The sequence below is a fragment of the Pseudomonas sp. TMW22090 genome, from assembly GCF_022496665.1.
Taxonomy (GTDB): Bacteria; Pseudomonadota; Gammaproteobacteria; order Pseudomonadales; family Pseudomonadaceae; genus Aquipseudomonas; species Aquipseudomonas gregormendelii.
In genome coordinates this window covers 260218-283720 of sequence record NZ_SCFH01000001.1, presented here as the reverse complement: position 1 = coordinate 283720, position 23503 = coordinate 260218, and the positions used below count along the sequence as shown (strand labels likewise).

General features: G+C 61.9%; 16 protein-coding genes. 2 read left to right on the top strand and 14 right to left on the bottom strand.

Features of this window, described 5'->3' with window-relative positions; genetic code table 11:
- Nucleotides 1-308 precede the first annotated feature (308 nt).
- Entirely contained in the window at nucleotides 309-3116 is a 2808-nt protein-coding gene (locus EQV97_RS01370) for an EAL domain-containing protein (RefSeq protein WP_240888221.1), read from the top strand.
- A gap of 95 nt (nucleotides 3117-3211) precedes the next feature.
- The gene (locus EQV97_RS01365) at nucleotides 3212-4561 is read left to right on the top strand and encodes an MFS transporter (RefSeq protein ID WP_201147145.1); all 1350 of its coding nucleotides are present in this window, start codon (nucleotides 3212-3214) and stop codon (nucleotides 4559-4561) included.
- On the opposite strand, the gene EQV97_RS01360 is transcribed toward EQV97_RS01365, so the two are convergent.
- From EQV97_RS01360 to EQV97_RS01295, 14 genes are all read right to left on the bottom strand, one after another.
- Nucleotides 4498-7398 (bottom strand): EAL domain-containing protein, encoded by a 2901-nt coding sequence (locus EQV97_RS01360; RefSeq protein ID WP_201147144.1) that lies wholly within the window; start codon nucleotides 7396-7398, stop codon nucleotides 4498-4500. The two genes, EQV97_RS01365 and EQV97_RS01360, sit on opposite strands and share 64 nt — an antisense overlap.
- 186 nt (nucleotides 7399-7584) lie before the next feature.
- On the bottom strand, nucleotides 7585-9234 hold the full coding sequence (locus EQV97_RS01355; protein WP_240888220.1) for an arylsulfatase: 1650 nt from the start codon (nucleotides 9232-9234) through the stop codon (nucleotides 7585-7587).
- Nucleotides 9235-9280: 46 nt separating this feature from the next.
- Nucleotides 9281-10063, bottom strand: coding sequence for a cyclase family protein (locus tag EQV97_RS01350; protein ID WP_240888219.1), 783 nt, complete (start codon nucleotides 10061-10063; stop codon nucleotides 9281-9283).
- Complete coding sequence (locus EQV97_RS01345) at nucleotides 10053-11042, bottom strand: NAD-dependent epimerase/dehydratase family protein (protein ID WP_240888218.1); 990 nt, start codon at nucleotides 11040-11042, stop codon at nucleotides 10053-10055. Before EQV97_RS01345 ends, EQV97_RS01350 begins: the two co-directional genes overlap by 11 nt.
- A 10-nt stretch (nucleotides 11043-11052) precedes the next feature.
- Nucleotides 11053-12036, bottom strand: coding sequence for a fumarylacetoacetate hydrolase family protein (locus tag EQV97_RS01340; RefSeq protein ID WP_240888217.1), 984 nt, complete (start codon nucleotides 12034-12036; stop codon nucleotides 11053-11055).
- The gene (locus EQV97_RS01335; protein ID WP_240888216.1) at nucleotides 12033-12614 is read right to left on the bottom strand and encodes a cupin domain-containing protein; all 582 of its coding nucleotides are present in this window, start codon (nucleotides 12612-12614) and stop codon (nucleotides 12033-12035) included. Before EQV97_RS01335 ends, EQV97_RS01340 begins: the two co-directional genes overlap by 4 nt.
- Nucleotides 12615-12627: 13 nt before the next feature.
- Nucleotides 12628-13881, bottom strand: a complete 1254-nt coding sequence (locus tag EQV97_RS01330; protein ID WP_240888215.1) for an MFS transporter — start codon at nucleotides 13879-13881, stop codon at nucleotides 12628-12630.
- Nucleotides 13871-16342, bottom strand: a complete 2472-nt coding sequence (locus EQV97_RS01325) for an MMPL family transporter (RefSeq protein ID WP_240888214.1) — start codon at nucleotides 16340-16342, stop codon at nucleotides 13871-13873. The genes EQV97_RS01330 and EQV97_RS01325 overlap by 11 nt, the downstream gene beginning before the upstream one ends.
- Nucleotides 16343-16346: 4 nt before the next feature.
- Nucleotides 16347-17441, bottom strand: coding sequence for a YCF48-related protein (locus EQV97_RS01320; RefSeq protein WP_240888213.1), 1095 nt, complete (start codon nucleotides 17439-17441; stop codon nucleotides 16347-16349).
- 62 nt (nucleotides 17442-17503) lie between these two features.
- Nucleotides 17504-18892, bottom strand: coding sequence for a DUF1329 domain-containing protein (locus tag EQV97_RS01315; RefSeq protein ID WP_122840269.1), 1389 nt, complete (start codon nucleotides 18890-18892; stop codon nucleotides 17504-17506).
- A gap of 12 nt (nucleotides 18893-18904) precedes the next feature.
- Nucleotides 18905-20602 carry a DUF1302 domain-containing protein gene (locus tag EQV97_RS01310; RefSeq protein ID WP_240888212.1) on the bottom strand — a complete coding sequence of 566 codons (1698 nt, stop codon included), beginning with the start codon at nucleotides 20600-20602 and terminating at the stop codon, nucleotides 18905-18907.
- A gap of 57 nt (nucleotides 20603-20659) precedes the next feature.
- Nucleotides 20660-21784: an FAD-dependent oxidoreductase gene (locus tag EQV97_RS01305; RefSeq protein WP_240888211.1), complete on the bottom strand. Its 1125-nt coding sequence runs from the start codon at nucleotides 21782-21784 to the stop codon at nucleotides 20660-20662.
- A gap of 144 nt (nucleotides 21785-21928) precedes the next feature.
- Nucleotides 21929-22282: a Rieske 2Fe-2S domain-containing protein gene (locus EQV97_RS01300; protein ID WP_201147139.1), complete on the bottom strand. Its 354-nt coding sequence runs from the start codon at nucleotides 22280-22282 to the stop codon at nucleotides 21929-21931.
- Nucleotides 22283-22297: 15 nt separating this feature from the next.
- Nucleotides 22298-23239 (bottom strand): VOC family protein, encoded by a 942-nt coding sequence (locus tag EQV97_RS01295; protein ID WP_240888210.1) that lies wholly within the window; start codon nucleotides 23237-23239, stop codon nucleotides 22298-22300.
- Nucleotides 23240-23503 lie beyond the last annotated feature (264 nt).

Below are 23503 nucleotides of genomic sequence, written 5' to 3'. Positions count from 1 at the left end.
TGGATTTCAATAAGCGGCGGTCGTCGGATCAGTGGAACCACTGAAGAGTCAAATTCATCCAACATCGATATGCAAAATCGCCACCGGTTTACGCCGTTCGATTTCAATGATGACTTTCAGGGATTGACGCTTTGAGAAGAACCCGAGCTGGCACGGCGAGCGACACAAGTGATAACCCGGTTACGGCCCAACCACGATCGTGGCGGACATTCGCACTGCCAGGCAGCATTTTCCTGACCGGCGTCGTCCTCTCCGTCACCCTCGGGACCCTGGATTCACGAGAAGAATCCCAGGCAGCGAGAGCCCAGTTGATTTCCACGCTGGCCAATATCAGGGCGCACCTTGAGAGCGAAGTGCGTTCAACGTTTGATGTGACTGAAGGCATCGGCCAGCTGGTGAGAGTAGATGGTGAAATTTCATCTGCTCATTTCGACGGAATAGCCCGGCAGGCGATTTCATCCCAGCCGCATATTCGCCACATCGCGCTGGCGCCTGACGACGTCGTGCGCAATATCTTTCCGCTGGAAGGAAACCGCAAAGTCCTGGGGCTGGACTATCGCAAGCTTCCTGAGCAATACCGGGCGATCGAACGATCTCGCGAACAAAAAGAAGCGCTTTTGGCTGGGCCCGTGCATTTGGTTCAGGGTGGCCTGGCATTCATCCATCGTCGACCCGTTTTCATCAGCCACGCTGGCGGCGAAGACACTTACTGGGGCAATGCTTCAGTCGTCGCAGACGTGCTTCAACTGCTCACTGCCAGCGGTATCGTTGCCAATAAAAACTTGCAACTGGCCCTTCGCGGAGAAGATGCAACAGGTGCAAGCGGCGGGATGATCTACGGTGCGCCTGAAATATTCGAGGGGGACGCAGTCACCACGGTAGTTGATGTTCCAGGTGGCCAATGGGAGCTCGCGGCGCTGCCGCAGCAGGGCTGGCCGGCGAGTTCCCTGTTCAAATCGCCGCTGTTTCTGGTGGCCCTCACCTGCACCGGCTTGTTCACCTTTTTCGCCGCGCAACTGAGCAAGAGCCATCTGCTTGTTCGCCAACGCCATGCTCAATTAGCCCACGAGGTTGAAGAACGGCGGACGCAGAAAGCCCTGCTGCTCGACATCGTCGACAACGCCCCATCACTCATTTACGTCTACGACACGGAGGGCAAACTTCGACTGTGCAACCGCATGTTCGAACAAGCTGCTGGTCTTACTTTCGAGGAAATGGAGGGCAAAACCCGCGAAAGTTATCTGCCCTTCACCGAGGCCAAAACCCTGCGCGAAAACGACCAACACGTGATTTCGAGCGGCGGCAGTTTACGATTTGAGGATCAGGTCAAAAAACAGGGTATGACGCGCACCTACCTGACGACCAAGTGCATTTTGAAAGGGCCAAGTGGGCAGGCTTCAGGGGTGCTGGGGATTTCCACCGACATCACCGAAATCAAACAACGCACCGAACAGTTGCGTCTTGCGGGAATCGTTCTGGATAACACCGCTGACGGTGTGATCATCACCAATGCACGCGGACACATACTCTCGGTCAACGCAGCCTACATGAAGATTTCAGGCTTCAGTGCCGAGGAGTCCATAGGCTTGAAGCCGAACATACTCATCACTGACAAGCAAGACAACGCCTTTTACCGGCAGATTCTCAAAAGCCTGAAGACCACCGGTTTGTGGCGCGGCGAGCTGTGGAATCGGCGAAAAAACGGCGAGCTTTATCCGGAATGGCTGACCATCAACGCTGTTTACAATGACGATGGCAACGTCAATAACTACGTTGCGGTGTTTTCGGACATATCAGCGATCAACCAATCGCAATCCGATCTGGAGCGAATGTCCCATTACGACCCGGTGACCGCCCTGCCCAATCGAGCCTTGTTCAATGAACGGCTGCAGCATTCCCTCGATCTGTCGCTGAGCTATAACCAGTTCCTGGCAGTGGTGGTGCTGGATCTTGATGGTTTTAAAACAGTGAATGACAGCCTGGGGCACTCCCTTGGTGACCTGCTTCTGCAACAGGCATCGTCCAGGTTCCTGGCGTGCGTGCGTTCCGAAGATACGGTGTCCCGGCTGGGAGGTGATGAATTTGCGCTGATACTGAACAATCTTGCCCACCCCACCGACGCCATCATCGTTGCGAAAAAACTCCTGGTATCACTTCAGGAACCCTTCGATTTAAAAGGCACTTCGACCTTGGTGACGGCAAGCATCGGCATATCAGTGGCGCCCCACGACGCCGAGACGCCTGAGCAATTACTCAGGCAAGCGGATACGGCCATGTACGGCGCGAAGGAAGGAGGACGCAACGACTACCGTTTTTACCAGCCTGAAATGACCTTGCGTGCCCAGGAAAGACTCAATGGCGAGCGCTTCCTGAGGCGTGCAGTGCTTAACCATGAATTTGAAGTGTGGTATCAGCCAAAAATCAACCTGCTGGACAATACAGTTGCAGGCGCCGAGGCGCTCGTTCGCTGGCGCGATCCTTTACAGGGCCTGATCTTCCCGGGCGAATTCATACCTTTGGCGGAAAACACCGGTTTGATCATCCAGATCGGCGAGCAAGTGATCGAAATGGTCTGCAGGGATATCAGGCGCTGGGCTGATCTGCAGATAGTGCACGGTGTTATCGCCATCAATGTGGCGCCTCTGCAAATCGACCGCAGCGATTTCGTCGAAACCCTCAAAAGTGCCTTGCGAGCCTTCGACTTGCCCGCGCATGTGCTGGAGGTAGAAGTCACTGAAAGCCTCATGATGGCAAGCCCCGAACATTCCAGGGAAGTCCTGGCTACGTTGCAAGGCCTTGGCATAACCACTTCCATCGACGACTTTGGTACAGGCTATTCCTCGCTGGCGTACCTCAAGCTCTTGCCCATTGACCATCTGAAAATCGATCGCAGCTTTATTTCCGATCTACCCAACGATTCGCGCGATGTGGCGATCACCAAAACCATCGTGGAATTGGGGCATGCCCTGGGCTTCAAAATCATTGCCGAAGGCGTGGAAACCGAAGCGCAGCACAGCTTTCTCAAGCAGACAGGCTGCGATCAGGCACAGGGGTACCTGTATGGCCGGCCAATGCCTGCCGCAGATTATGAGGCCTGGCTGAATGGACGGCAGTAGTCGGTCCTGAATACGTCAACGACACTTTTGAGCTGAGACGTTTCAGCCGTTGCCCGGATAATCGCAGGCTAACGGATGAAACGTCGAGGTTCAGCATGACAAGCGCCGCCGCAGAGCAGGTCAGCCCGAAGACCCTGAGAAAAGTGATAGTCGCCGCCGCTATCGGCAATTTTGTCGAGTGGTTTGATTTTGCCGTCTACGGCTTTCTGGCGACGACCATCGCCCAGCAATTTTTCCCCAGTGGCGATGCCAGCGTCGCACTGCTGAAAACCTTCGCCGTGTTCGCCGTGGCCTTTGCGTTTCGGCCCTTGGGCGGGATTTTCTTTGGCATGCTGGGGGACCGGATTGGGCGCAAGCGCACCCTGGCGATGACAATCCTGCTGATGGCCGGCGCGACGACCCTGATAGGCTTGTTACCCACGTACGCAGCGATTGGTGTCATGGCCCCGGTGCTGCTGAGCCTGATCCGCTGCGCCCAAGGGTTTTCCGCCGGGGGTGAGTACGCGGGTGCCTGCGCCTATCTGATGGAGCATGCGCCTAATGACAGACGAGCCTGGTATGGCAGTTTCATCCCGGTGTCGACCTTTGCGGCGTTCGCCTCGGCGGCGGTGGTGGCTTACGCGCTCGAAGCGTCCTTGTCCGCTGAAGCCATGGGCAGTTGGGGCTGGCGCCTGCCGTTCCTGATTGCCGCGCCACTGGGGCTGGTGGGCCTGTACCTGCGCTGGAGGCTGGATGAAACGCCGGCTTTCCAGGCCGTGACTCAACAGCATGCGGTGGCACACTCCCCGCTCAGGGACACGTTTCGCGACCACGGCAAAGCCATCTGCTGCCTGGGCGCCTTCATCTCGCTAACGGCCCTGTCGTTCTACATGTTCACCACCTATTTTGCGACGTACCTGCAAGTTGCCGGCGGCCTGAGTCGGGCAACAGCGTTGCTGGTGTCACTGATCGCCCTGATTTTTGCCGCGCTGATTTGCCCGCTGGCCGGGTTGTACTCCGACCGGGTGGGCCGACGGATGACCGTAGCGAGCGCCTGCGTGCTGTTGATTGTGGTGGTGTACCCGTCATTTCTGATGGCCAGTTCCGGGTCGTTTGCAGCGTCTATCCTGGGCGTGTTGCTGCTGGCGATTGGCGCAGTGTTGTGCAACGTGGTCACCGCGGCATTGCTCTCGGAAACCTTCCCGACCCGCACTCGCTACACCGCGTCAGCGATCACCTACAACATGGCCTACACCCTGTTCGGCGGCACCGCGCCGCTGATGGCGACCTGGCTGATCAGCACCACCGGTAGCAATCTCTCGCCAGCGTTCTACCTGATCGCCATTGCCCTGCTCGCGCTCGCCGGCGGCCTGGCCCTGCGCGAGACTTCAAGGGTTTCGCTTCACGATATTCCGACAGGCAACGTCTCCAGCAGCGCCTCCAAACTCATCGGTTTGGCAAAATAATATCCCTGGGCTTGCGTCGCTCCCATTTCGCGCAGCAAGTCCAGCGTCGCCTGGTCCTCCACGCCTTCGGCCACCACGCTCAGGTCCAGTGATTCGGCCATGCGCACAATCGCCCGCACGATCGCCCGGCTGCGCGGGCTGGAGGTAAGTTCGAGGATGAACGACTTATCGATTTTCAAGCCACTGAAGCGGTACTGGTGCACATAGCTCAGGGAGGAGAACCCGGCGCCAAAGTCATCGAGCACCACCGACATGCCGTTGTCGGCCAATTGCTGCATGGTCAGGCGGGCTATGGCCGGTTCCGCCACCAGCGCGCCTTCGGTCAGCTCCAGGCAGATGCGCGAAGGCGCGACCTGGTGGCGGGCCAGCAGGGCCAGGACATCACTGGCGAATTCCGGGCGCGTCATGCTGTAGCTGGAGCAGTTAACGTGCACCGGCGGCCAGTTGGCGTGCTCCGGTTGGGCGAGGATCACCGCGATGCAATTGAGCATGTACAGGTCCAGCCGACCGATCAGGCGCAAGCCCTCGACATCCGGCAGGAACTCGCCCGGCCCGATTACCCGGCCCCCAGGCTGATGCCAGCGAATCAGCGCTTCAAGCGCCAGCAGTTCGCCGGTTGCGACGCTGACGATCGGCTGGAAATACGGCAGCAACTCATCGGTGCGCTTGAGCGCGTTGCGCAGCGCCCCTTCGCGCTCGACCTGGTCCGAGACTTCACGGCGCACTTCCTGGTTGAACACCGCAAAGCTGTCGCGCCCGGCACTCTTGACCCGGTACATCGCCGCATCGGCATCGCGCAGCAAGTCCGCCGGCTCGTGATGGAACTGACTGTCGGCGCTGACGATTCCGATGCTGCAGGATGAAAACACCTCAAGACCGTTGATGAAAAACGGCAGGTCGAACGCCACCAGGATCCGCTCGGCGATGTCGATCACCACTTCCAGCGGCGCGTCCGGTGCCAGCACCGAAAACTCGTCGCCGCCCAGGCGCGCCAGCAGGTCAGTTTCCCGCAGGCAACCCCGCAGGCGTTGCGCGGCTTGCATCAACAGCAGGTCGCCGAAGTGATGGCCGAGGCTGTCATTGACCATCTTGAACCGGTCGAGGTCGATGAACATCACCGCCAGATGCCCGCCTTCGCTGCCGAACCGCGACCAGGCCACGCCAAGACGCTGCTGCAGGCAAGTACGGTTGGGCAGCCCGGTCAGCGCGTCGTGCAGGTTCTCGTGCTGCAGCTTGGCGTTGGCGTGATCAAGCTCACGGGTACGGTTCTGTACCCGGGCTTCAAGCTTGAGGTTGGCGGCATGGATCGCCTCGGCTGCCGTGCGACGCGACAACGCCGTGTCGATGTGCCGCGAGACGAACGTCAGCAGCTCCTGATCGCGCAGGGTATAGCGCACCTGCGAGGTATAGCTTTGCACCGCGAGCACACCACGCACGACGTCGCCATCGAACAACGGAATACCGAGCCAGGAGTAGGAACGCATATGCGCCTCGGCCAGTTCGGTTTCATGGGTGGCGGACAAGCGCTCGGCCTCGGCCGAATCCACCAGGCATGGTCGCCGCTGGCGGATCACATACTCGGTCAGGCCCCGGCGCCCACGGCGTGCCAGCGGGCGGGTGGTCTGGCGCTCATCGACATAATAGGGAAAGGTGACTTCGCCGTTGGCGTCGTCGAACAGTGCGATGTAGAAGTTGTGGGCGAACAGCAGTTCACCGACGATGCCATGCAAGGCCTCGAACAGCTCGGTCATGTCCCCCGGCCGGCTCGACAGTTCGGCAATCTGGAACAGCGCGCTCTGCAGGTGTTCGGCGCGTTCACGCTCCGCCACTTCCTGGCGCAGCGCGTCGTTGAGTGCCGACAGCTCAAGGGTCCGGCGCAGCACCGTCGCTTCCAGGTCCTCACGGTGCAGAATGCGGTCCAGCGCCATGGCCACGTGACGGGCTACCACCAGGAACAGCGCGCGGTCCTCAGCGCTGTAGGTGCGGGACACCTCGTAGACCTGCATGGCGAGCATGCCGAACACTTCATCAGAGGCATTTTTCAGCGGCGCGCCCATCCAGAACTCCGGACGGTCTCCCACGCAGTAGAAGCGACCCTCCTCCTGGGCCGCGAGCATGCCGGCCGCGTCGATCAGCAGCGGCTGGCCACTGGTCAACACTTGCCCGGTCAACGACAGGTGCGCGGGGTCCAGGTACTCGTAGTGTTCGGCCTCCACGGCATCCACGTCGATGATGTCGACGTAGTACGGGTAGTCGATCTTGCCCGTGTGCGGGTCGTAGAGCGCGAGATAGAAGTTCTCGGCGTCGATCAGGCTGGCCAGCAGCCGGTGCACCCCCACCAGGAACACAAAACGGTCGCGGGTCGAACTGGCCAGGTAGGTGATTTCATAGAGCACTCGCTGGGTAATCTGCGCGCGCGCCAGGGTGTTGGTCTGCACCTCGATGCCCAGGCGCTGGGCAAACTCGGCCAGCATCGGGTCGGCGGCATCATCCTGGGGCGCCAGTACCCACCCCAGCACGGTTTCACCGCGGCCGGTTGGCCAGCGGTGCAGGCGCCGGGTCAGGCAGAACGCTTCGAAGTCTTCGTTGGCAACAATGGCCGGCCAATGTTCCTGCGGCTCACCCTGCCCGACCAGATGCAGTTGCTCACCGGCGCGGTAAACCGCCCAATGGCCGGTGTGGGCACCGCTGCGCGCCGAATCGAGCAGACGTTCTATCGCGTCATGCCCGCCCGCCGCGGCCCGGCCGAGCGGGTCCGCGTGGCGTGGCGGCTGAGCGGCATCGGCTGCGCGGTCGCTCAATGGCTGCGGGGAGCCCTGCAATGGATCAAAACTCATCAACGCTCCCTGGGCCAGTAAACTGGCGATACCCACCTACCGATTGCGAGCAACGTGCCGGCGAGCATCCCGTTTAAGGCGTTTAGGAGTTTTTTTCAACCGATTTATTCGCTTTGCGCTCAAGTTCGCCCTCGCCCGCACCTGGAAGTACTCCAGCGCTTCAACCCTGCGACGGATCTCGCGCCACTATCGCGGCGCAAATACGACTCCCACGCGCTCGGCATACTGCAACCAGGCCGCCTTCAGACGCTGCACCGTCTCGGGTTGGCTGGCCGCCAGGTCCGTGGTTTCGCCGCGATCCTTAGCTACATCGAACAGTTGCCATTGCGGCGGTTGCCGGTTGTCGCCGAAACCTGCCTGGGGCCGCATACCCAATAACTTCAGGTTGCCTTCGCGGTAGTAAGCATTGCCGAACAATTCGCCCGCCAGGTTATCGTTCAGGTGAGGGCTGCCCTTGCCCGCGAGCATGGGCAGCAGTGACTTACCAGTGATCGGATGCCTGCTCGCCTCTGCCTGCTCCGGCAGCGCGATGCCCGCCAGCGCCAGGAAGGTCGGTGCCAGGTCGTCCACCCGCGCGACACCGTGCTCGATCCCCTGCCGGGCCAGCCCCTTGGGCAGTTGGACAATTGCCGGAACACTGATGCCTCCTTCGGCGGTGGTGCCTTTGAACAGGTGAAACGGAGCAGCACTGACTTCAGCCCAACGCAGGCCGTAGTCGATCTGCGAACCCGGCTTACCCAGGTTGGCGAAGCTGTTATCGGTGTGCGCTCCGGGCGGATAAAACTGCGCGTGATTCTCCGCTGCCGCGCCGTTGTCGGACATGAACACGATCAGGGTGTTGTCGTACTGGCCGCTTTGCCGCAGGTACTCCACCAGGCGACCGATGTTGTGGTCGAGGTTATCGACCATGGCGGCGTAGATTTCCATCTTGCGCGCTTCGATCTTCTGTTGTTCCGGGGTCAACTGGTCCCACCCCGGCAGCTTCGGGTTGACCGGTAGCGGCTGTGCTGGCTGGACTTCGCTGGCGAGCACGCCGAGTTTTTTCATGCGTTCCAGACGCGACAGGCGGACATTGTCGTAGCCCTGGTCAAACCGCCCGCGGTATTTGTCCAGGTACTCCTTGGGCGCTTGCAATGGCCAGTGTGGCGCGGTGTAGGCGGCGTAGGCGAAAAACGGCTTGCCATCCTTCTGGCTGTTTTGCAGGTAGCTGATCAGCTTGTCGGTGTAGAAATCCGTGGAATAAAAGTTCGCCGGCAGCTCCACGGGCTGGCCATTTTCTCGGTAATGCACCTGCTCGATTTTGCCTGGGTTGGTCGCCGCTGGCTTGAAGTGCGTCGCGCCGCCCTCCAGCAAGGTGAAAGATTGCTCAAAGCCGCGCTGGTCCGGGCCCTGATCCGCTTCCAGCCCCAAGTGCCATTTGCCGACCATCAGCGTGTTGTAGCCGCCGGTCTTGAGCAATTCGGCAACCGAATACGCCCGCTGGTTCAGGTAGCCCTCGTAGCCTGGCTTGCCCCGCTGGAACGGTTGCAGGGCTTCGGCCATGGTACCGAGCCCGGCCAGGTGGTTATCGGTGCCGGACATGAGCATGGAGCGCGTGATCGAACAGGTCGGTGCAGCGTACATGCTGGTGAACTGCAGGCCTTGACTGGCCAATTGATCCAGCGTCGGGGTCTGGATGTCGCCGCCATAACTGCCCAGGTCGGAGTAACCCAGGTCGTCGGCGAGAATCAGCAGGATATTGGGTTGCCTTGCCTCACCCGTGGCCGCCATGGCCAGGCCGCTACCCAGTGACAGCGCGCAAAAAAGTGCCGCCGGCGGCATCCGCAAAAGACCCATAAATCCTCTCTTATTGTGTTTGACCAACGTTGATTGATACCGCGGCTCACTCTTCGAAAATCGCCACCGCCCGCACGAATCCTGCCGAGGCGTGCCGGATCTTGTAGGGGAAGCAAGACACCACAAAACCCTTGGCCGGCAGGGTTTCCAGGTTGGCGAGTTTTTCCATTTGCCCGTAACCGATGTCTCGCCCGGCCTTGTGCCCTTCCCAGATGATGGCCGCGTCGCCGTCGGCGGCGAAGCGCTCGCGAGTGTATTTGAACGGCGCATCCCAGCTCCAGGCATCGGTGCCGACCACCCGCACTCCGCGCTCAAGCAAATACAAGGTGGCCTCGCGCCCCATGCCAATGCCGGCATCCAGGTAACCCGGCTGGCCGAACAGTGCGCCGGCGCGGGTATTGACCAGCACGATATCCAGCGCCTGCAGCACGTGCTCAATGCGCGCCAATTCGGCCGCGACCTCGTCGGCCGTCACCACATGCCCATCGGCCATGTGCCGAAAGTCCAGCTTCACACCCGGTTGCAGGCACCAGTCCAGGGGCAATTCGTCGATGCCAAATGCCGGCTGGCCGCCATCGGTGGTGGATGCGTAATGCCAGGGCGCATCCATGTGCGTGCCGCTGTGCGTGGTGATTTGCAGGCGCTCTGCCGCCCAGGATTCGTTGCCGGGCAGCTGCTCCAGTTGCAGTCCGGGGAACATGGCAGCCATTTCCGGCCAACCCTGTTGATGGTCCATGTAGTCGATCCTGGGCAATAGCGGAGGCGGATCGGTGTAGGGATTGTTGTCGAGGGTGACCGACAGGTCGACGAGGCGACGTTCAGACTTCATGAAAGGTCTCTCCGGTGAGCGGTATGTGCCTGGGAGGCGCTGGATTGAGGGAATTGCGAATGAGCGCCGCTACGTTGCCGTCATGGTTGAAGCCGGCAGCACGGGCGAGCGGGGTTTTCAGCGGCGGCAGGCGCCCGAATAGCGCCTCCAGCCGGGCGTCGGCGGCATAGGAAACAAGTTCGCGGCGTTGTTGCCCATAACTGGCCGCCAGGGCGTCAACCACCTGGGCGATGGACAGGTGCAACACCGGTAACTGCCACACCCGCTGACTCAGCAACGGGCCATCGATTTCGGCCGCGTGGATCAGGTTGTTCACGCAGCAACGGGCCGACATCCACCAGGCCGTCGCCTCGGGCGATACCGGACACTCGTAGGCGGCACCCTCGGCAAATGCACGCAGCAGATCGCTCATGAACGCCGAGCGCAAACCGTTGGGCTGCCGCGGCCGCGCCACAATTGCGGGCAGGCGCAGCACCCGACCGTCCACTTCGCCACGCCGGCCGAGGTCGCTGACCACACGCTCGACCATCGCCTTGTGCGTGCCGTAGGACAATTGCGGGTACAACTCGGCCTGCTCGTTCATCTTCGCCGGCAAATCGCCGCCGTACACCGCGACGCTGCTGGCATACACCAGTACCGGCGGCACAGCCTTGTTGCGCAGTTGGTTGAGCAACTCCAGACTCGCCAGCAGGTTGACCTGATAGCCCAACTCGTACTGATCCTCCGCCGCCCCACCCGGAATGCTCGCCAGGTGAAACACCACATCGATGCCGTCGGCCAGCACACGGCGGATCAATGCCGCTTGCGTGATACTGCCGACATGACGGCGCAGCCGCGCATCATCCGGCAAGCCCTGCAGATCGGTATCCAGGACCAGCAGGGAACGGATGACCCGCCCCCGCAGACTGCCCCGCGCCAGCAGGCAACGCACCAGCTCGCGGCCGACGAAGCCATTGGCTCCGGTAATCAACACACGCATATGGCGATCCTCAACCCTGGGCTTCAACGACGCGCTGGTCGATCGCACCGAACAACGACTGGCCTTCGCTTCCCAGGACGTCCATGCGCACGCGATCACCAAAGCGCATGAAGCCGGTTCGCGCAGCGCCGTGCTCGATCATCTCGATCGCGCGGCGCTCGGCAATGCAGGCCGAACCGGCACTGCGCTCGGCATTGGATACCGTCCCGGAGCCGATCAGCGTGCCGGCGCGCAGCCGTCGAGTGAGTGCGGCATGGGCGATCAACTCGCCGAAATTGAAGTTCATCTGCCCTCCGTGGGGGTGACCAAACCACTGGCCGTTCCACTGCACGTGCAGCGGCAGCTGTACGCGACCCTCGCACCAGGCCTCACCCAGCTCGTCCGGGGTAATGGCCAGTGGCGCGAAGCTGGATGACGGCTTAGCCTGCAGAAAGCCGAAACCGCTGCGCATTTCCCGAGGGGCCAGGGCCCGCAGGCTGACGTCGTTGATCTGCAGAATCAGCTTTATATGCGTAAGCGCCTGCCCTGCCCCGCAACCCATGGGCACATCGTCCACCAGCACCACAAACTCGCCTTCGAAGTCGATACCCTGGCTCTCGCTCGGCAACGGAATATCGTCGCGCCCGCCAATGAAATCGTCACCGGCGCCCTGGTACATCAGGGGCGTGCGGTCGGCGCCGTCGATGGGCTCGAGGTTGAACGCCTTCTGCATCAGCTCGCCGTGGCTCAGGAACGCCGAGCCGTCGCACCACTGGTAGGCGCGGGGCAGCGGCGCCATGGCCTGGGCGGGCTCGAAGGCGATCGCGGTACTGCGTTCGCCTTGCTCAAGCTGACGGGCCAGCGCCTGCAGGCGGGGTTCGACGCTGTCCCAATTCTCGATGGCCTGCTGCAAGGTGTGGGCGACGCAGCTGGCGTCCAGCGCCCATTGGTGATCCTGCGAGACCACGACCAGTTGCCCGTCGCGGCTGCCGTTTTTCAGGGTGGCGAGTTTCATGCAGAAGCCTCCGGGCCGTTGCGCAGTTCTGCAGCGAAGCGCCCGTCAAGAAGAATGAAGACCATGCGAGCCATGGCGTCGGTGCGGTTGCTCCAGGCGTGGTGGGTGCCTCGTTGCACCACGATATCGCCGCGCTTGAGGTGCACGTCTTCCTCGTCCAGCACCAGCCACACCTCCCCCTCGGTCACGATGCCGTAGTCGAGGGTTTCGGTGCGGTGCATCAATTTGTGCCGGGCATTGGCCTGGCCAGTGCCCGCGTGGGACTCACCGATTTCGGCAAACACCGCCGCCGCGTTTTCATCGCTGACCTGGTTCTGCACGCTGTCCGGCGGGATGTCTACCACGCGGATCACGCTGCCGTGCGGGTCGGGACTCAGTTGCAGCGGCTTGCTCGTGGGGTCATCGGCGTTATCCAGCAACGCCGGGCTGGCGCTGCTGTTCCACAGTTCATGAAACACCGTGCCGGGCACGGCCAGCAGCGGGAAGACACTGGGCGTAGGCCCGTTGCTGACCACGATGGCCTGGCCGTCTGCTGCGTGGCCGGTGACCACGCGTTTGAAGGGGGGAAGCGCTTGCATGGAAAATCCTCGTTCAATGGCCGTTGCCAATGGTGTTGCGCACGTCCGCGTTGGCGCTGGCCAACAGGCCACCCAACCTGGGCACCGCCAGGCAAAACAGCGCGATCAGGATCTGCAGCCAACCGACGATGGCCAGTGCCTGGGGTAACGCTGAGCTGTCGCCTGCGGTCATGCCCAGCACCGCCAGCGGGCTGATGAATTCACCGGCGAAAATTGCCGCGGTAAAACAGCCGGCCGCGCGGCCACGTTGATCAAACCCGACCTGGGCCATGATCCAGGTGATGAGGGTGGGCAGCATCAGGCCGATACCCAGGCCATTGACCAGCACCGCAACCACTACCTGCGCATGGCTGCCGGCGTTCGCCATCAGCAAGCCGCCGACACCCGCCAGCACATAGGCAATCAGCAGCAAATGCTGGCTGCGCACGCCGCTGAATAAACGAAAGCTCAGCGCACCGACCAGTACCCCCAGCTGATTGGCGCCCATGGTCATGCCTATTTGCTGCGGGGCGTCCACGTGCAGCAGGTTGAGCAGATACCCGGCCTGTACCGGCACGATAAACAGGCTGAGACCGGCCAGCAGTGCCAGGGCATACATGGGTGTGAGGGCGCGCCATGGGAACTTGCCCGGAGTGATGTTCGCCTGGGACTGCCCGGTGCGCGCCAGTGGTTGGGGTTGGGGCTCCCAGAGTTTCCACGCCATCAACGGCAGAAAGATCAAGCCCACGGCATACAGCGCGAATGGGGTGCGCCAGTCGTTCTGCCCGAGGAAGCCACCCAGGGCGATAAACACGGCAGCCGACAGCGACGTGGCGACCATCTGCAAGGCAAACAGGCGCTCGCGCCTGGCCCCGCTGTAGTAGTCGCCCATCAGCGTGGTGCAGCAGGTCATGATGCCCGCTTCGGCCAGGCCGATACCGGCGCGACTGGCCACAATGGCGGGCAGCGACTCGAGCCATAGCGGCAGCACCCCGCATATCACGTACAGCGCCATGCTCACCAACAGCAGCGGCTTGCGCCCCAGGCGGTCAGCGAGCAGGCCGGCAAACGGTGCCAACAGGGCGATCATCAGGGCCGGCAACGTCAGCACGATCGGCACCATGACAGCGCTGCCCGCCACATCGGCAAAGTGCGCCTGCATCCGCGGCAGCACCGGGGCCAGCAACACCGCCCCCAATACAGGCAGGCAGCTGCCCAGCAGCAGGAGCAAGGATTGCGGCAAACCGGCGTGCCGAGGGGGGTTAGAGACAGACTGTTCAGCGACCATGGCAAGGCTCCTCGGCGCGCAGGTGATTAACGTCAGCCACTGGGAGTTTTGCGGCGCTCGTACTCACCGGCACGCCGGCAGTGGCTGCAGTGGCTGCAGCGCTGCGCGCGGGCAACAGGAAGTACGCCAGCGCCGGCAACAACACCAGGGCCCCCACCATGTTCCAGACGAACATGAAGGCCAGCAGCACGCCCATGTCGGCCTGGAACTTGATCGGGGAAAAAATCCAGGTGGCCACGCCAATGGCCAGGGTGATACCGGTCAACATCACCACCTTGCCGGTGGAAACCAGTGCCCGGTAATAGGCTTCGGACAAGCTCGCGCCCTGGCGCAGGTGACCGAGCAGAATGCTCATCACGTACAACGCGTAGTCCACGCCAATGCCGACACCCAAGGCGATTACAGGCAACGTGGCGACCTTGACGCCGATGTTCAGCCAGACCATCAGCGCCTCGCAGAGAATCGAGGTCACCATCAACGGGATCACCGCGCACACCGTCGCACGCCAGGAGCGGAAGGTAATCAGGCACAACACAATCACCGCGCCATACACCCAGAACAGCATCTCGCGATTGGCCTGCTTGACCACGATGTTGGTGGCGGCCTCGATGCCGGCGTTACCTGCGGCCAGCAGGAACTGCACCTCATCGGTGTTATTGGCGGCGGCAAATGCCTCCACATGCTCAACCAGGCGCGTGAGCGTCTCGGCCTTGTGGTCGGTGAGGTAGGCATACAGGGTCAGCAGGCTGCAGTCTTCGTTGTACAGGCCACGGGGCGCGCTGGCGGTGATCATGTTGAGCATCGCCTGGTTGTTCTGCAGCTCATACCACTTCGGGCTGCCTTCACTCAGGCCCACCAGCATGCGGCGGTTGAGCAAGGCCAGCGAGTTGGTCGAGTCCACCCCTGGCAACGCGCGCAATTGCCAGTCCAGGGCATCGACCTTGGCCAGGATGTCGTAGCGCGCACATTGGCCGGCGGGCGTTTTCACCATCACCGCGAACAGATCACTGCTGGCGCCGTAGTGCCGGGTGAGAAAGGCGTCGTCCTGGTTGTACCGCGAGTCGGCGCGCAGCTCCGGCGCACCCGCATCAAGGTCGCCAATCTTCAGCTGCAGGCTGACCAGAAAACCCACTGCGGCCAGGGCCAGGCTGATGGCAATGCACAGGGTCGCCCAGCGGCGCCGGGTGAACAGGTCGAGAAAGCGCCAGAAGGCATGGCGACGCTGGCCAGCCTGTTCGGATTGTTCACTTTTGAGGCTCAACTGCGCCGCCCGGGGCGTGACGCCGACATACGACAGCAACACCGGTAGCAGGATCAGGTTGGTGAAGATCAGCACGGCCACGCCGATACTGGCGATTACCGCCAGGTCCTGGATGACCTGGATCTTGATCAGCATCAGCACCGCAAACCCCACCGCATCGCACAGCAGCGCGGTCAGCCCGGCCAGGAACAGGCGTCGAAAGGTGAACCGCGCCGCCACCACCCTATGCATGCCCCGGCCGATGTCCTGCATGATCCCGTTCATTTTCTGCGCGCCATGGCTCATACCAATGGCGAACACCAGAAACGGCACCAGCACCGAGTACGGGTCCAGCTGGTAATTCAACAGCGGCAGCAAGCCGAGCTGCCACACCACAGCCACCAGGGAGCACAACACCACCAGCAAGGTGCTGCGCAGGCAGCGGGTGTACCAGAACAACACGGCGGTGGTGATGAGGATGGCGACGGCAAAGAACAGCAAAATCTGCTTCAGGCCGGCAATCAGGTCGCCGACTTTTTTCGCGAAACCGGTGATATGGATGTCGATGCTATCGCTTTGGTAAGTGCTGCGCAGCGACTCCAGCTGCTCGGACAGGGTCGAATAATTGAGCGCCTGACCGTCGCTGGTGTTGGCCAACAGAGGCACGTAGATGATGCTGGAAGTCTGGTCCAGGGCCACCAGTTGCCCCAGTTCATTGGAGCGCTGCACGTTGCGTCGCAGTGCTTCAAGGTTGGCTTGGGTGCCACTGTAGTCATCAGGAATCACAGGCCCGCCATCCAGGCCGTCCTCAGTGACCGCCACCCAGCGAGTGGCCGGCGTCCATAAGGACTTCATGTACGCACGGTCGACACCTGGCAGCAGGTAGAGCTTGTCGCTTAAGGCCTGCAGGGTCTTGAGGTACTCGGCGTTGTAGATATCGCCCTGACGGTTGGCCACGACGATGCGCAGCGCATTGCCCAGGCCACTGAGCTGTTTCTGGTGCTCAAGGTAATTGGCAATGTACGGCTGTTCGGTGGGAATCATTTTTTCGAAGCTGGCGTTCAACTCGATACGCGTGGCCTGATAACCCAAGACCAGCGTGGTGACCACACACACCAGCAGCACCCACAACCGATGGTTGAACAAGGTGCGTTCCACCATCGAGCCGGAGCGCGGATCGAAATTCGCCAGGCTTGCCGTGGCGTTGTCGAAAGACTTCATAACCTCACTCCGAAGCAATGGCAGATGGTGGCGATACGCGCGTCAAACCGGTGAAACCTGCCAGCACCAGGCTGCCGTCGGCGGCCTGGACCACGCTGGCGACCGGTTTACCCAGTGGCTTGCCATAAGGCACCAGCGGCGCACCTGGCCGGGCACCGGAGCGAAACAGCGCGCCGCCCTGATTCACCAGCAGCAACTGGCCGTCGGCGGTGCGAATCGCATCGCTGAAAGAAACCGGCATTGGCACGGGCGCTGGCTGGAAGCTGTCGCCGAAGTCGGTCGAGATGAACGCGTTACCCTTGAGCCCGGCCGCCAGCGCCGTGCCGTCCTGGCTGATTTGCAGGGCGAAAAAACTCCCGGGGTAAGGGCTGTCCAGGGCCGCGAAGGTGTGACCGCCATCGTCCGAGCGAGCCAGGTAACCCTGCTCCCCGGCGATCAGCCAGCGCTCGCCCTGGCGTGCAATGGCATAGAGGTGCGCGCCCATCGGATTGTCGATGTGGCCGACCAGCGACTGCCAGCTGCGCCCACCGTCACGAGTCGCGAAGGCCAGGCCATAGGCGCCGACGATCACGGCGTGCTGTTCATCGACGACATTGAGGGCGAGGAACGGTTTGTCCGGCCCGTCACTCACAAGGCGTTCTGCCGTTTGCACTCGTGCAGCAGCGGCGTCCTGGTCGATTGCACCGGGCAGGTCGTCGCGGGCCGCTTGCACCTCCAGTTGCGCGGCACGGCGACCGTCCAGTTGCACCGCCCAGTGCTCGCCACCGTCATGGGAAACCAGCACCACACCGGCATGCCCTACCGCCCAGCCGTTACTGGCATCGGCAAACTGCACCGCCGTCAGGCTGACCGAGACCGGTACTTCGGCCTGACGCCAGCTGCTGCCGTTGTCGTCGGAAAGCAGCACGATGCCCCGCTCGCCGACCGCCACCAGGCGCTCGCCCGCCCGGGCCAGGTCCAGCAGCACGGCGTGCTGTGCCTGGGGCGAACGCATCGCCGGGGTGCTCAAGGTATCGCCCACCGTAGCGGCCTGCACCTGGCCCAACGGACACAGATACGGCAGCGCCAGAAGGCACATCAACCTACCGATTCTATTCATCACTGACCTCGAAAAACCTGTGAAACCGGATCACGGTTGACCCCACCGTGATCCGGTCTGACTCAGCGAACCCCGGCACCCGCCATTGCTGCTGGCGAAAACTCCGAAGCCTTGTAACGATCCACCAAGCCGTACTGTTGCGGCAGGCCGGTGTAGACGTTCTGGATGAACCAGGCGCCGGAGGTCAGGTCGTAGAAACCCGAGGACAGTTGCGCCTGCGCCGGCAAGTCCGGGAGTACGGCGGGCAACGACCACAGGGTCTTGGCCAGTTGGCCGTTGGCGTCCCAGCGGTCGCCCAGCATCGCTTGCCAGGTGTCTTCATCAAGGTAATAGCGGCCCTTGGGCAACTGGTGACGCTTGCCCGGTGCCAGATCGGCTTCAACCACCCACACCCGGTGCAGTTCCCAGCGCACGAAGTCGGGGTTCATGTGGTGAGCAAGAAACAGGTCTTCGGGTTTGGCGGCGGTTTGTACCTTGTTGGTGTTGTAGGGGATGTACATCTCCTGCTTGCCCACCAGCTTCCAGTCAAAACGGTCCATGCGGCCCTGGAACACGCTCAGTTCGTCGAACGACATGACCCCGGCAGTCGCCGGTGTCGGCGTATCGCAACAGGCATTGGGCAGCTTGCGCACCCGACGCTGCCCCGTCAGGTAGACGTGGGCCTGGGACTTGTCGCCGTTGATGTTGGTGCGCCCCATGATCTGCTCGCCGGCACGCAACGGTGGCCCGACGTTGAGCAGGCGAAACAACCAATAGTCGCCGTCGAATGTTTCAGGCGAGCCGTCCTGGTAGTAGTACGGCATCTCCTGGATCGCCTGGCCGTCGGTGGTCATCACCTGCTTGCCATCGGCGGTCATCAGGTAGTGACGAAAATGCATCGACAACGAGGTGCCGCGCCAGTTGAGCAAGTGGTTCCACATGGCCTCTGCGCCGTTGTGTGGCACAGGGAACGGGATGCCGCCAAAAGCGCCTTCAGGCACCGGCCCGGCGCTGCTCTGCACCAGCTTGGCGCGGGTCGCGTTTTTCAGCGTGTTGTCATACACCCACTGCGGGGCGGCTGCCGACCGGCGAGTCGGGTAGACATCGATGCGGTAGGTGTCGGGGAAACGCTTGAACATTTCCTTGGTGCCGTCGGTGAGCTTGCCTGCGTATTGCGCCAGGTTCTTGGAGGTGATGCTGAACACCGGCTTCTCCGCGGCAAATGGATCGCTGCGTTTACCGCCGGGTTTGTAAGAAGGGTCGACCTTGGTGTAACCACCGTCCCAGGCCGGAATGGTGCCATCGGCGTTGCCGGCTCGCTCTGCGCCCATGGGCGTCAGGGTCGTGCCCAACTTGGCCGCTTCCTCAGCCGTGGCGGCGACGGCCCACTGGCTGCAGATAGCCAGGCTGCCAAGCAGCGCGAAACACAGGGTCTTGAGCTTGAATGCCGGATTTTTTTTGTTGGAGGTCATGCGCAAGTCCTCTTAAAACGTGGTCTTGACGGAGAAGGCCAGGTAATCCCGATCCTTCAGCGATTGCTTGTAATTGAACTGGCTGAGCGCATTGAGGTTGGTGTCCTCGGCGCCGTAGTAATGGGTGTAGGTCAGGCCCGCAGTGACGCGATCCAGGTAAGTGGCGGTGATGCCGATGTTGATGTCGCCACCGTTGTCCGGGCCGAACGAGCTGACCACGGCCGATTTGCCCAGGGGGAAGTAGCTGATGCCCAGCGGAATGCTGATATCGATGCCGGAGAACAGTTGGCGATAGGTGGGGGTGTAGACCATCTTGAATCCAAGCCCGTCATCCGTGGCATTCGGGTCCAGGGCAGCGCGGTTTTTCGTGACATTGAGCAGGCGGTTCCAGGCGATTTCGCCGACAAACCCCGACTCCCGGGCCAGGAAGTTCGGCCCGAACGAAGCCAGCACGTTGAGGTTGACGTGGGCGGTGCGTCCAACGGCGTACAGCGCGTCGTCATCGTTGTCGGCCACCACACCCGGCAGCACGGTCTGCCCGTTGGACACCAGCGGCATGTTCCAGCGCATCGACGCTTCACCGGCGAAGCTGTATTCATCCATGGTGGTGGAGAAACTCGCCCCCAGGGCGCGAATATCTTCGGGATAGACCCAGTAGTACTCACCGATTTGTCCGGTGGCGAAATTCGGTGCGCCGGTGGATGGCTTGAGATACAGCTTGGGCGTCTTGTCGTGGTACTGGATCGCGTACAGGCCGTATTCAACGGTTTCGGCGCTGTACTTCAACTGCAGGCCGCCCTGCCCCGAACTGCGCGCTTCCTTGTCATTGCCGTGGAAAAACGCCGCCGGGCTGCTGGGATTCCCACCCAGGAATGCGGGGAACGGCGCGCCGACGATCAGGCGTTCATTGCCTTCGCCAATGGTGTCACTGGTGGAGAAGTAGCTGCCGGCTCCGGGCAGGCGCGTCTGCTCCCATTCGAGCTGGTAGAAGGCGCCGAGGGACACGTCGTCGGTCAGCTGGAGAGTCCCCGACAGCTGGTTGACCGGGCGGGTGATTTCCTTGAACTGGGTGTTGGGGACCGACTGCGCTTTGACCACGTCCACCGGGGCCATGCCGCCGGCAATACCGTTGGCGCCGAAGAACAGGCTCTCACCCCAGATCAGGCCGTGACGACCGGCCCGCACGGAGGTAGCGCGCTCGGCGACTTCGCCGTTCCAGTACACAAATGCATCGAGCAATTCGCCGTCGCCGCCATGCAGGTGCCGCGTGTCATCGGTGAATTCGTCGTACGCCACCGAGCGCTGGTTGGCACGCGCCGGGTCATCGTTGTCATTGTCGTGCTGGTACTCGGTGTCGTACCACGCCGCGCCACTCAACCGTGCGCCGAAACTCTGGAAGGACAGGTCCAGCTCGGAAAGAATATCGGTCCGGTTGGAGATCAGGCCCTTGTTGAACGCCCGGTCGCCATCGTCCTGGTTGAGCGCAACCTGGCCTTGGGTCAGCTTGCTGCTGGGGTTCTGGGTGCGCCATGCTGCGCTGTACTTGACCGTATTATCCCAGCGCAATTTGAAATCGGGATTGCCGGTGTCGACCTGAAAGGCATGCGCCGCCTGGCTGCACAGCACCAGGACCGCGGCCAAACTGAAACCAAAGGGTGCAGACGAGCTGACCTGGCGGCGCGCGAGCGCCGCAGTCTTGGAACTAACCATCGCGTTAACCTCTTGTTTTTATAGTGGTAACTGCTGTGGAAGAACGGCTGGATGGAATCAGATAGGCTCGGCCGTTCGCGAGAGCATCTGCTTGACCAGGCCGATGCGATCGAACTCGCGGTCGTGCTGCATCTCTTTGTCGCCGGCCAGCACCGAGCTTTCGCTGATGTACTTGCAGCGCTCGAAGCGGCGTTGCATGAAGCGCTGCAGCTGCTGCTCGACGCCTGCATCGGTGGTCAGCTCTTCACTGAGCACGATGGCGTCTTCGATCGCCATGCCCGCGCCCTGGCCCAGGTGCGGCGTGGTGGCGTGGGCAGCGTCACCGATCAGCAGCACTCGCCCGCGGTACCAGGGCTCGTTGACGAAGACCACTTCCATGGGTTTGTAGACCACCTGGCTGCTGTCGGTGATCTGCTCGCGCAGCTCGCCGATCAGCCCGGTGAAACCCTTGAGGCGCTCACGCATCTGCTCGGCCATGGTGGCGGGCGCCATCCATGGATTGGACGGCTCGTGAGAGGTCAGGAACATGTACATCAGGTTGCCCGCCAGCGGCACCAGCCCGGCATTGCCGGCGGCACTCTGGTAGTTGGCCAGGTGATCGATCTGCGGGTCGCGCGGGAAGTTGTAGCGCCACACCGCCTGACCGGTAAAACGCGGCGTGTAGGTGTCGCCAAACACCAGCTGGCGCACCTTGGAGAACAGGCCGTCGGCGCCGACCACCAGGTCATAACGCCCGCGACTGTCGTCGGTAAACAGCACCTCTACGTGGTCACCCTGGTCCGCCAGGGACTCCACGCTGAGCCCCAGGCGCACGTTGGCGCCAAGCTCAAGGGCGGTTTCACTGAGCACCTTGTGCAGCGCCAGGCGCGAGATGCCAACGTTGGCCGGGTATTGCGGCCCCGCCAGCCGCTGGCCCGGAATGCGCGCCAGCTGCTGGCCGGCCGGGCCGTAGATGGCCACGTCTTCGAAAGCAAAAGCCGCATCGAGGTAGCCGTCCAGCACCCCCAACTTGGCCATCTCGCGGACCACGTTGCTCTGCTGGATAATCCCGACGCCGTACACCGTCCACTCGGATTTGAGTTCGATCAAATCCACTGCAATCCCTTTGCGGCGCAGCGCGATGGCCGTACACAAACCGCCTATACCACCGCCCACGATCAGAACGTTGTTCACTGCACTCATGGCATTCTCACTTCTTATTCTTGTGATTCGATGCAGCGTCGGGCACTGCGTCGTTGGGTCCAGCTTCCCGGCAAACCAGGGATTTGACTAATCGCGAGTAAGGATGCGATGTATCGCCGTACGCGATACCTCGATCTGTCCCCGCTACGCTGTGCAGCCTGGTGTTTTCAACACCAGCCAGCCCTCCTCCACATTGCACGCGAGTGCCTCCAGTTTCTGGCCCAGGCACGGGCCGTAGACGCATTCACCGGTCTGCGGAAGAAACTGCGCGCCGTGGGCGTAACACACGATCAACTGGCCGTCGGCACTGAGAAACCGGTCTTTGCGGTACTCCATGCGCACGTCCAGATGCGGACAACTGTTGCGATAAACCCGCAGCTGTCCCTGATGCCGCACGGCGAACACACTGTCTTTGCCGCACTGCCATGGATCAAACCCGCGCGCCTGCCCTTCCTCCAGTTCATCCGCGCGGCATAGCCCAATCTCGCGCTGGTTCATCGCTCAAACCCGCCTTCAACCGAGCTTGGGTGGCGGGCCACCGGGTGCCCATTTCTCTTTCGAGCTGAACAGGAACAACTGCGAGTTATCCGCTGACAATGGCGCGCGGCGCGCCTCCCAGGCGTCATCGTGCTTGTCCATGTCGGCGTCGTATTCGATGTGGCAACCCAGCGGGCTGTTGAAGTACCAGAACCAGTTGGAGCCAAACAGATGCCGACCGGGGCCCCAGAAGCTGGTCCAGCCTTTTTGCTCGAAGCGGGTGCCGGCCAACAGCACTTCGGTGCCGCTGCCCATGTGGAAGGTGAAGTGTTCGCAGCCTTTCATGTGCGGCGGGGTCTGGATCATGAACAGGCAATGATGATCATCAGAACCGGCCGGGCGCATGAACGGCCCGGCACCGATGAAGGTGTCGGTGGTCTTGAAACCCAGGCGCTCGGCGTAGAACGCCTCGGCCTTGGCCGCGTCCGGAACGAAATACACCACATGGGACAAAGTGCGCGGCGCCGCGCTCATGTCGAGGGTGATGCCCGGCTGGTTGAGAGGTCGCTGCGGCGCGTGGCCGGCGGCGTTGGTCAGGTCGTCCGGGGCGGTATACGCCCTGCGCACCGTGACCTGGAAGGCGATGGCAAAGCCCATGTCATCGACGCTGTGCAGCACGCCATCGGGGCTGCGGGTGACCTGGCGATCCCGGGCCAGTTCGTCTTCGATCGCGTCGAGGTCAGCGCTGCTGGCGACACCGTATACGGTTTCGCGAATTGACGGCGCCGGGCCGATGGCCGCCGGCAGCCCGGGGTCGTCGGCTCGGCGAATGATCACGGCAGTGCCGTCCAGTGCTTCAAACCGCCCGCCCTCACTGCTCACGGCAACCGGCTCAAGGCCGTAGTCACGCAGGCAATCGGTACAGGCTTGGATGTCATCGACGCCAAAAATCAGGGCATCAAGGCCAATGATGTTCATGGCAACCACTCCATTGAAATTATGATCCGGGAACAGCAGCTGAACGCTCAGCGTCAGGATCAGCCTGGCAACGAACCCGGTGGTGGTGTCGGCTCAAGGTCCGACTGCGGCGAAGATTGACTGGACCCTGGGCAGCTGACTAATCGCATGTCGGGATGCGACCTATCGGCAAACGCGATACCTGATGCCACGTCAGATCGACTTGAGGCAGGCTTGACGCGGCACTGTATTCGTCCGAATGTATCGCGAAAATAAATACAACAA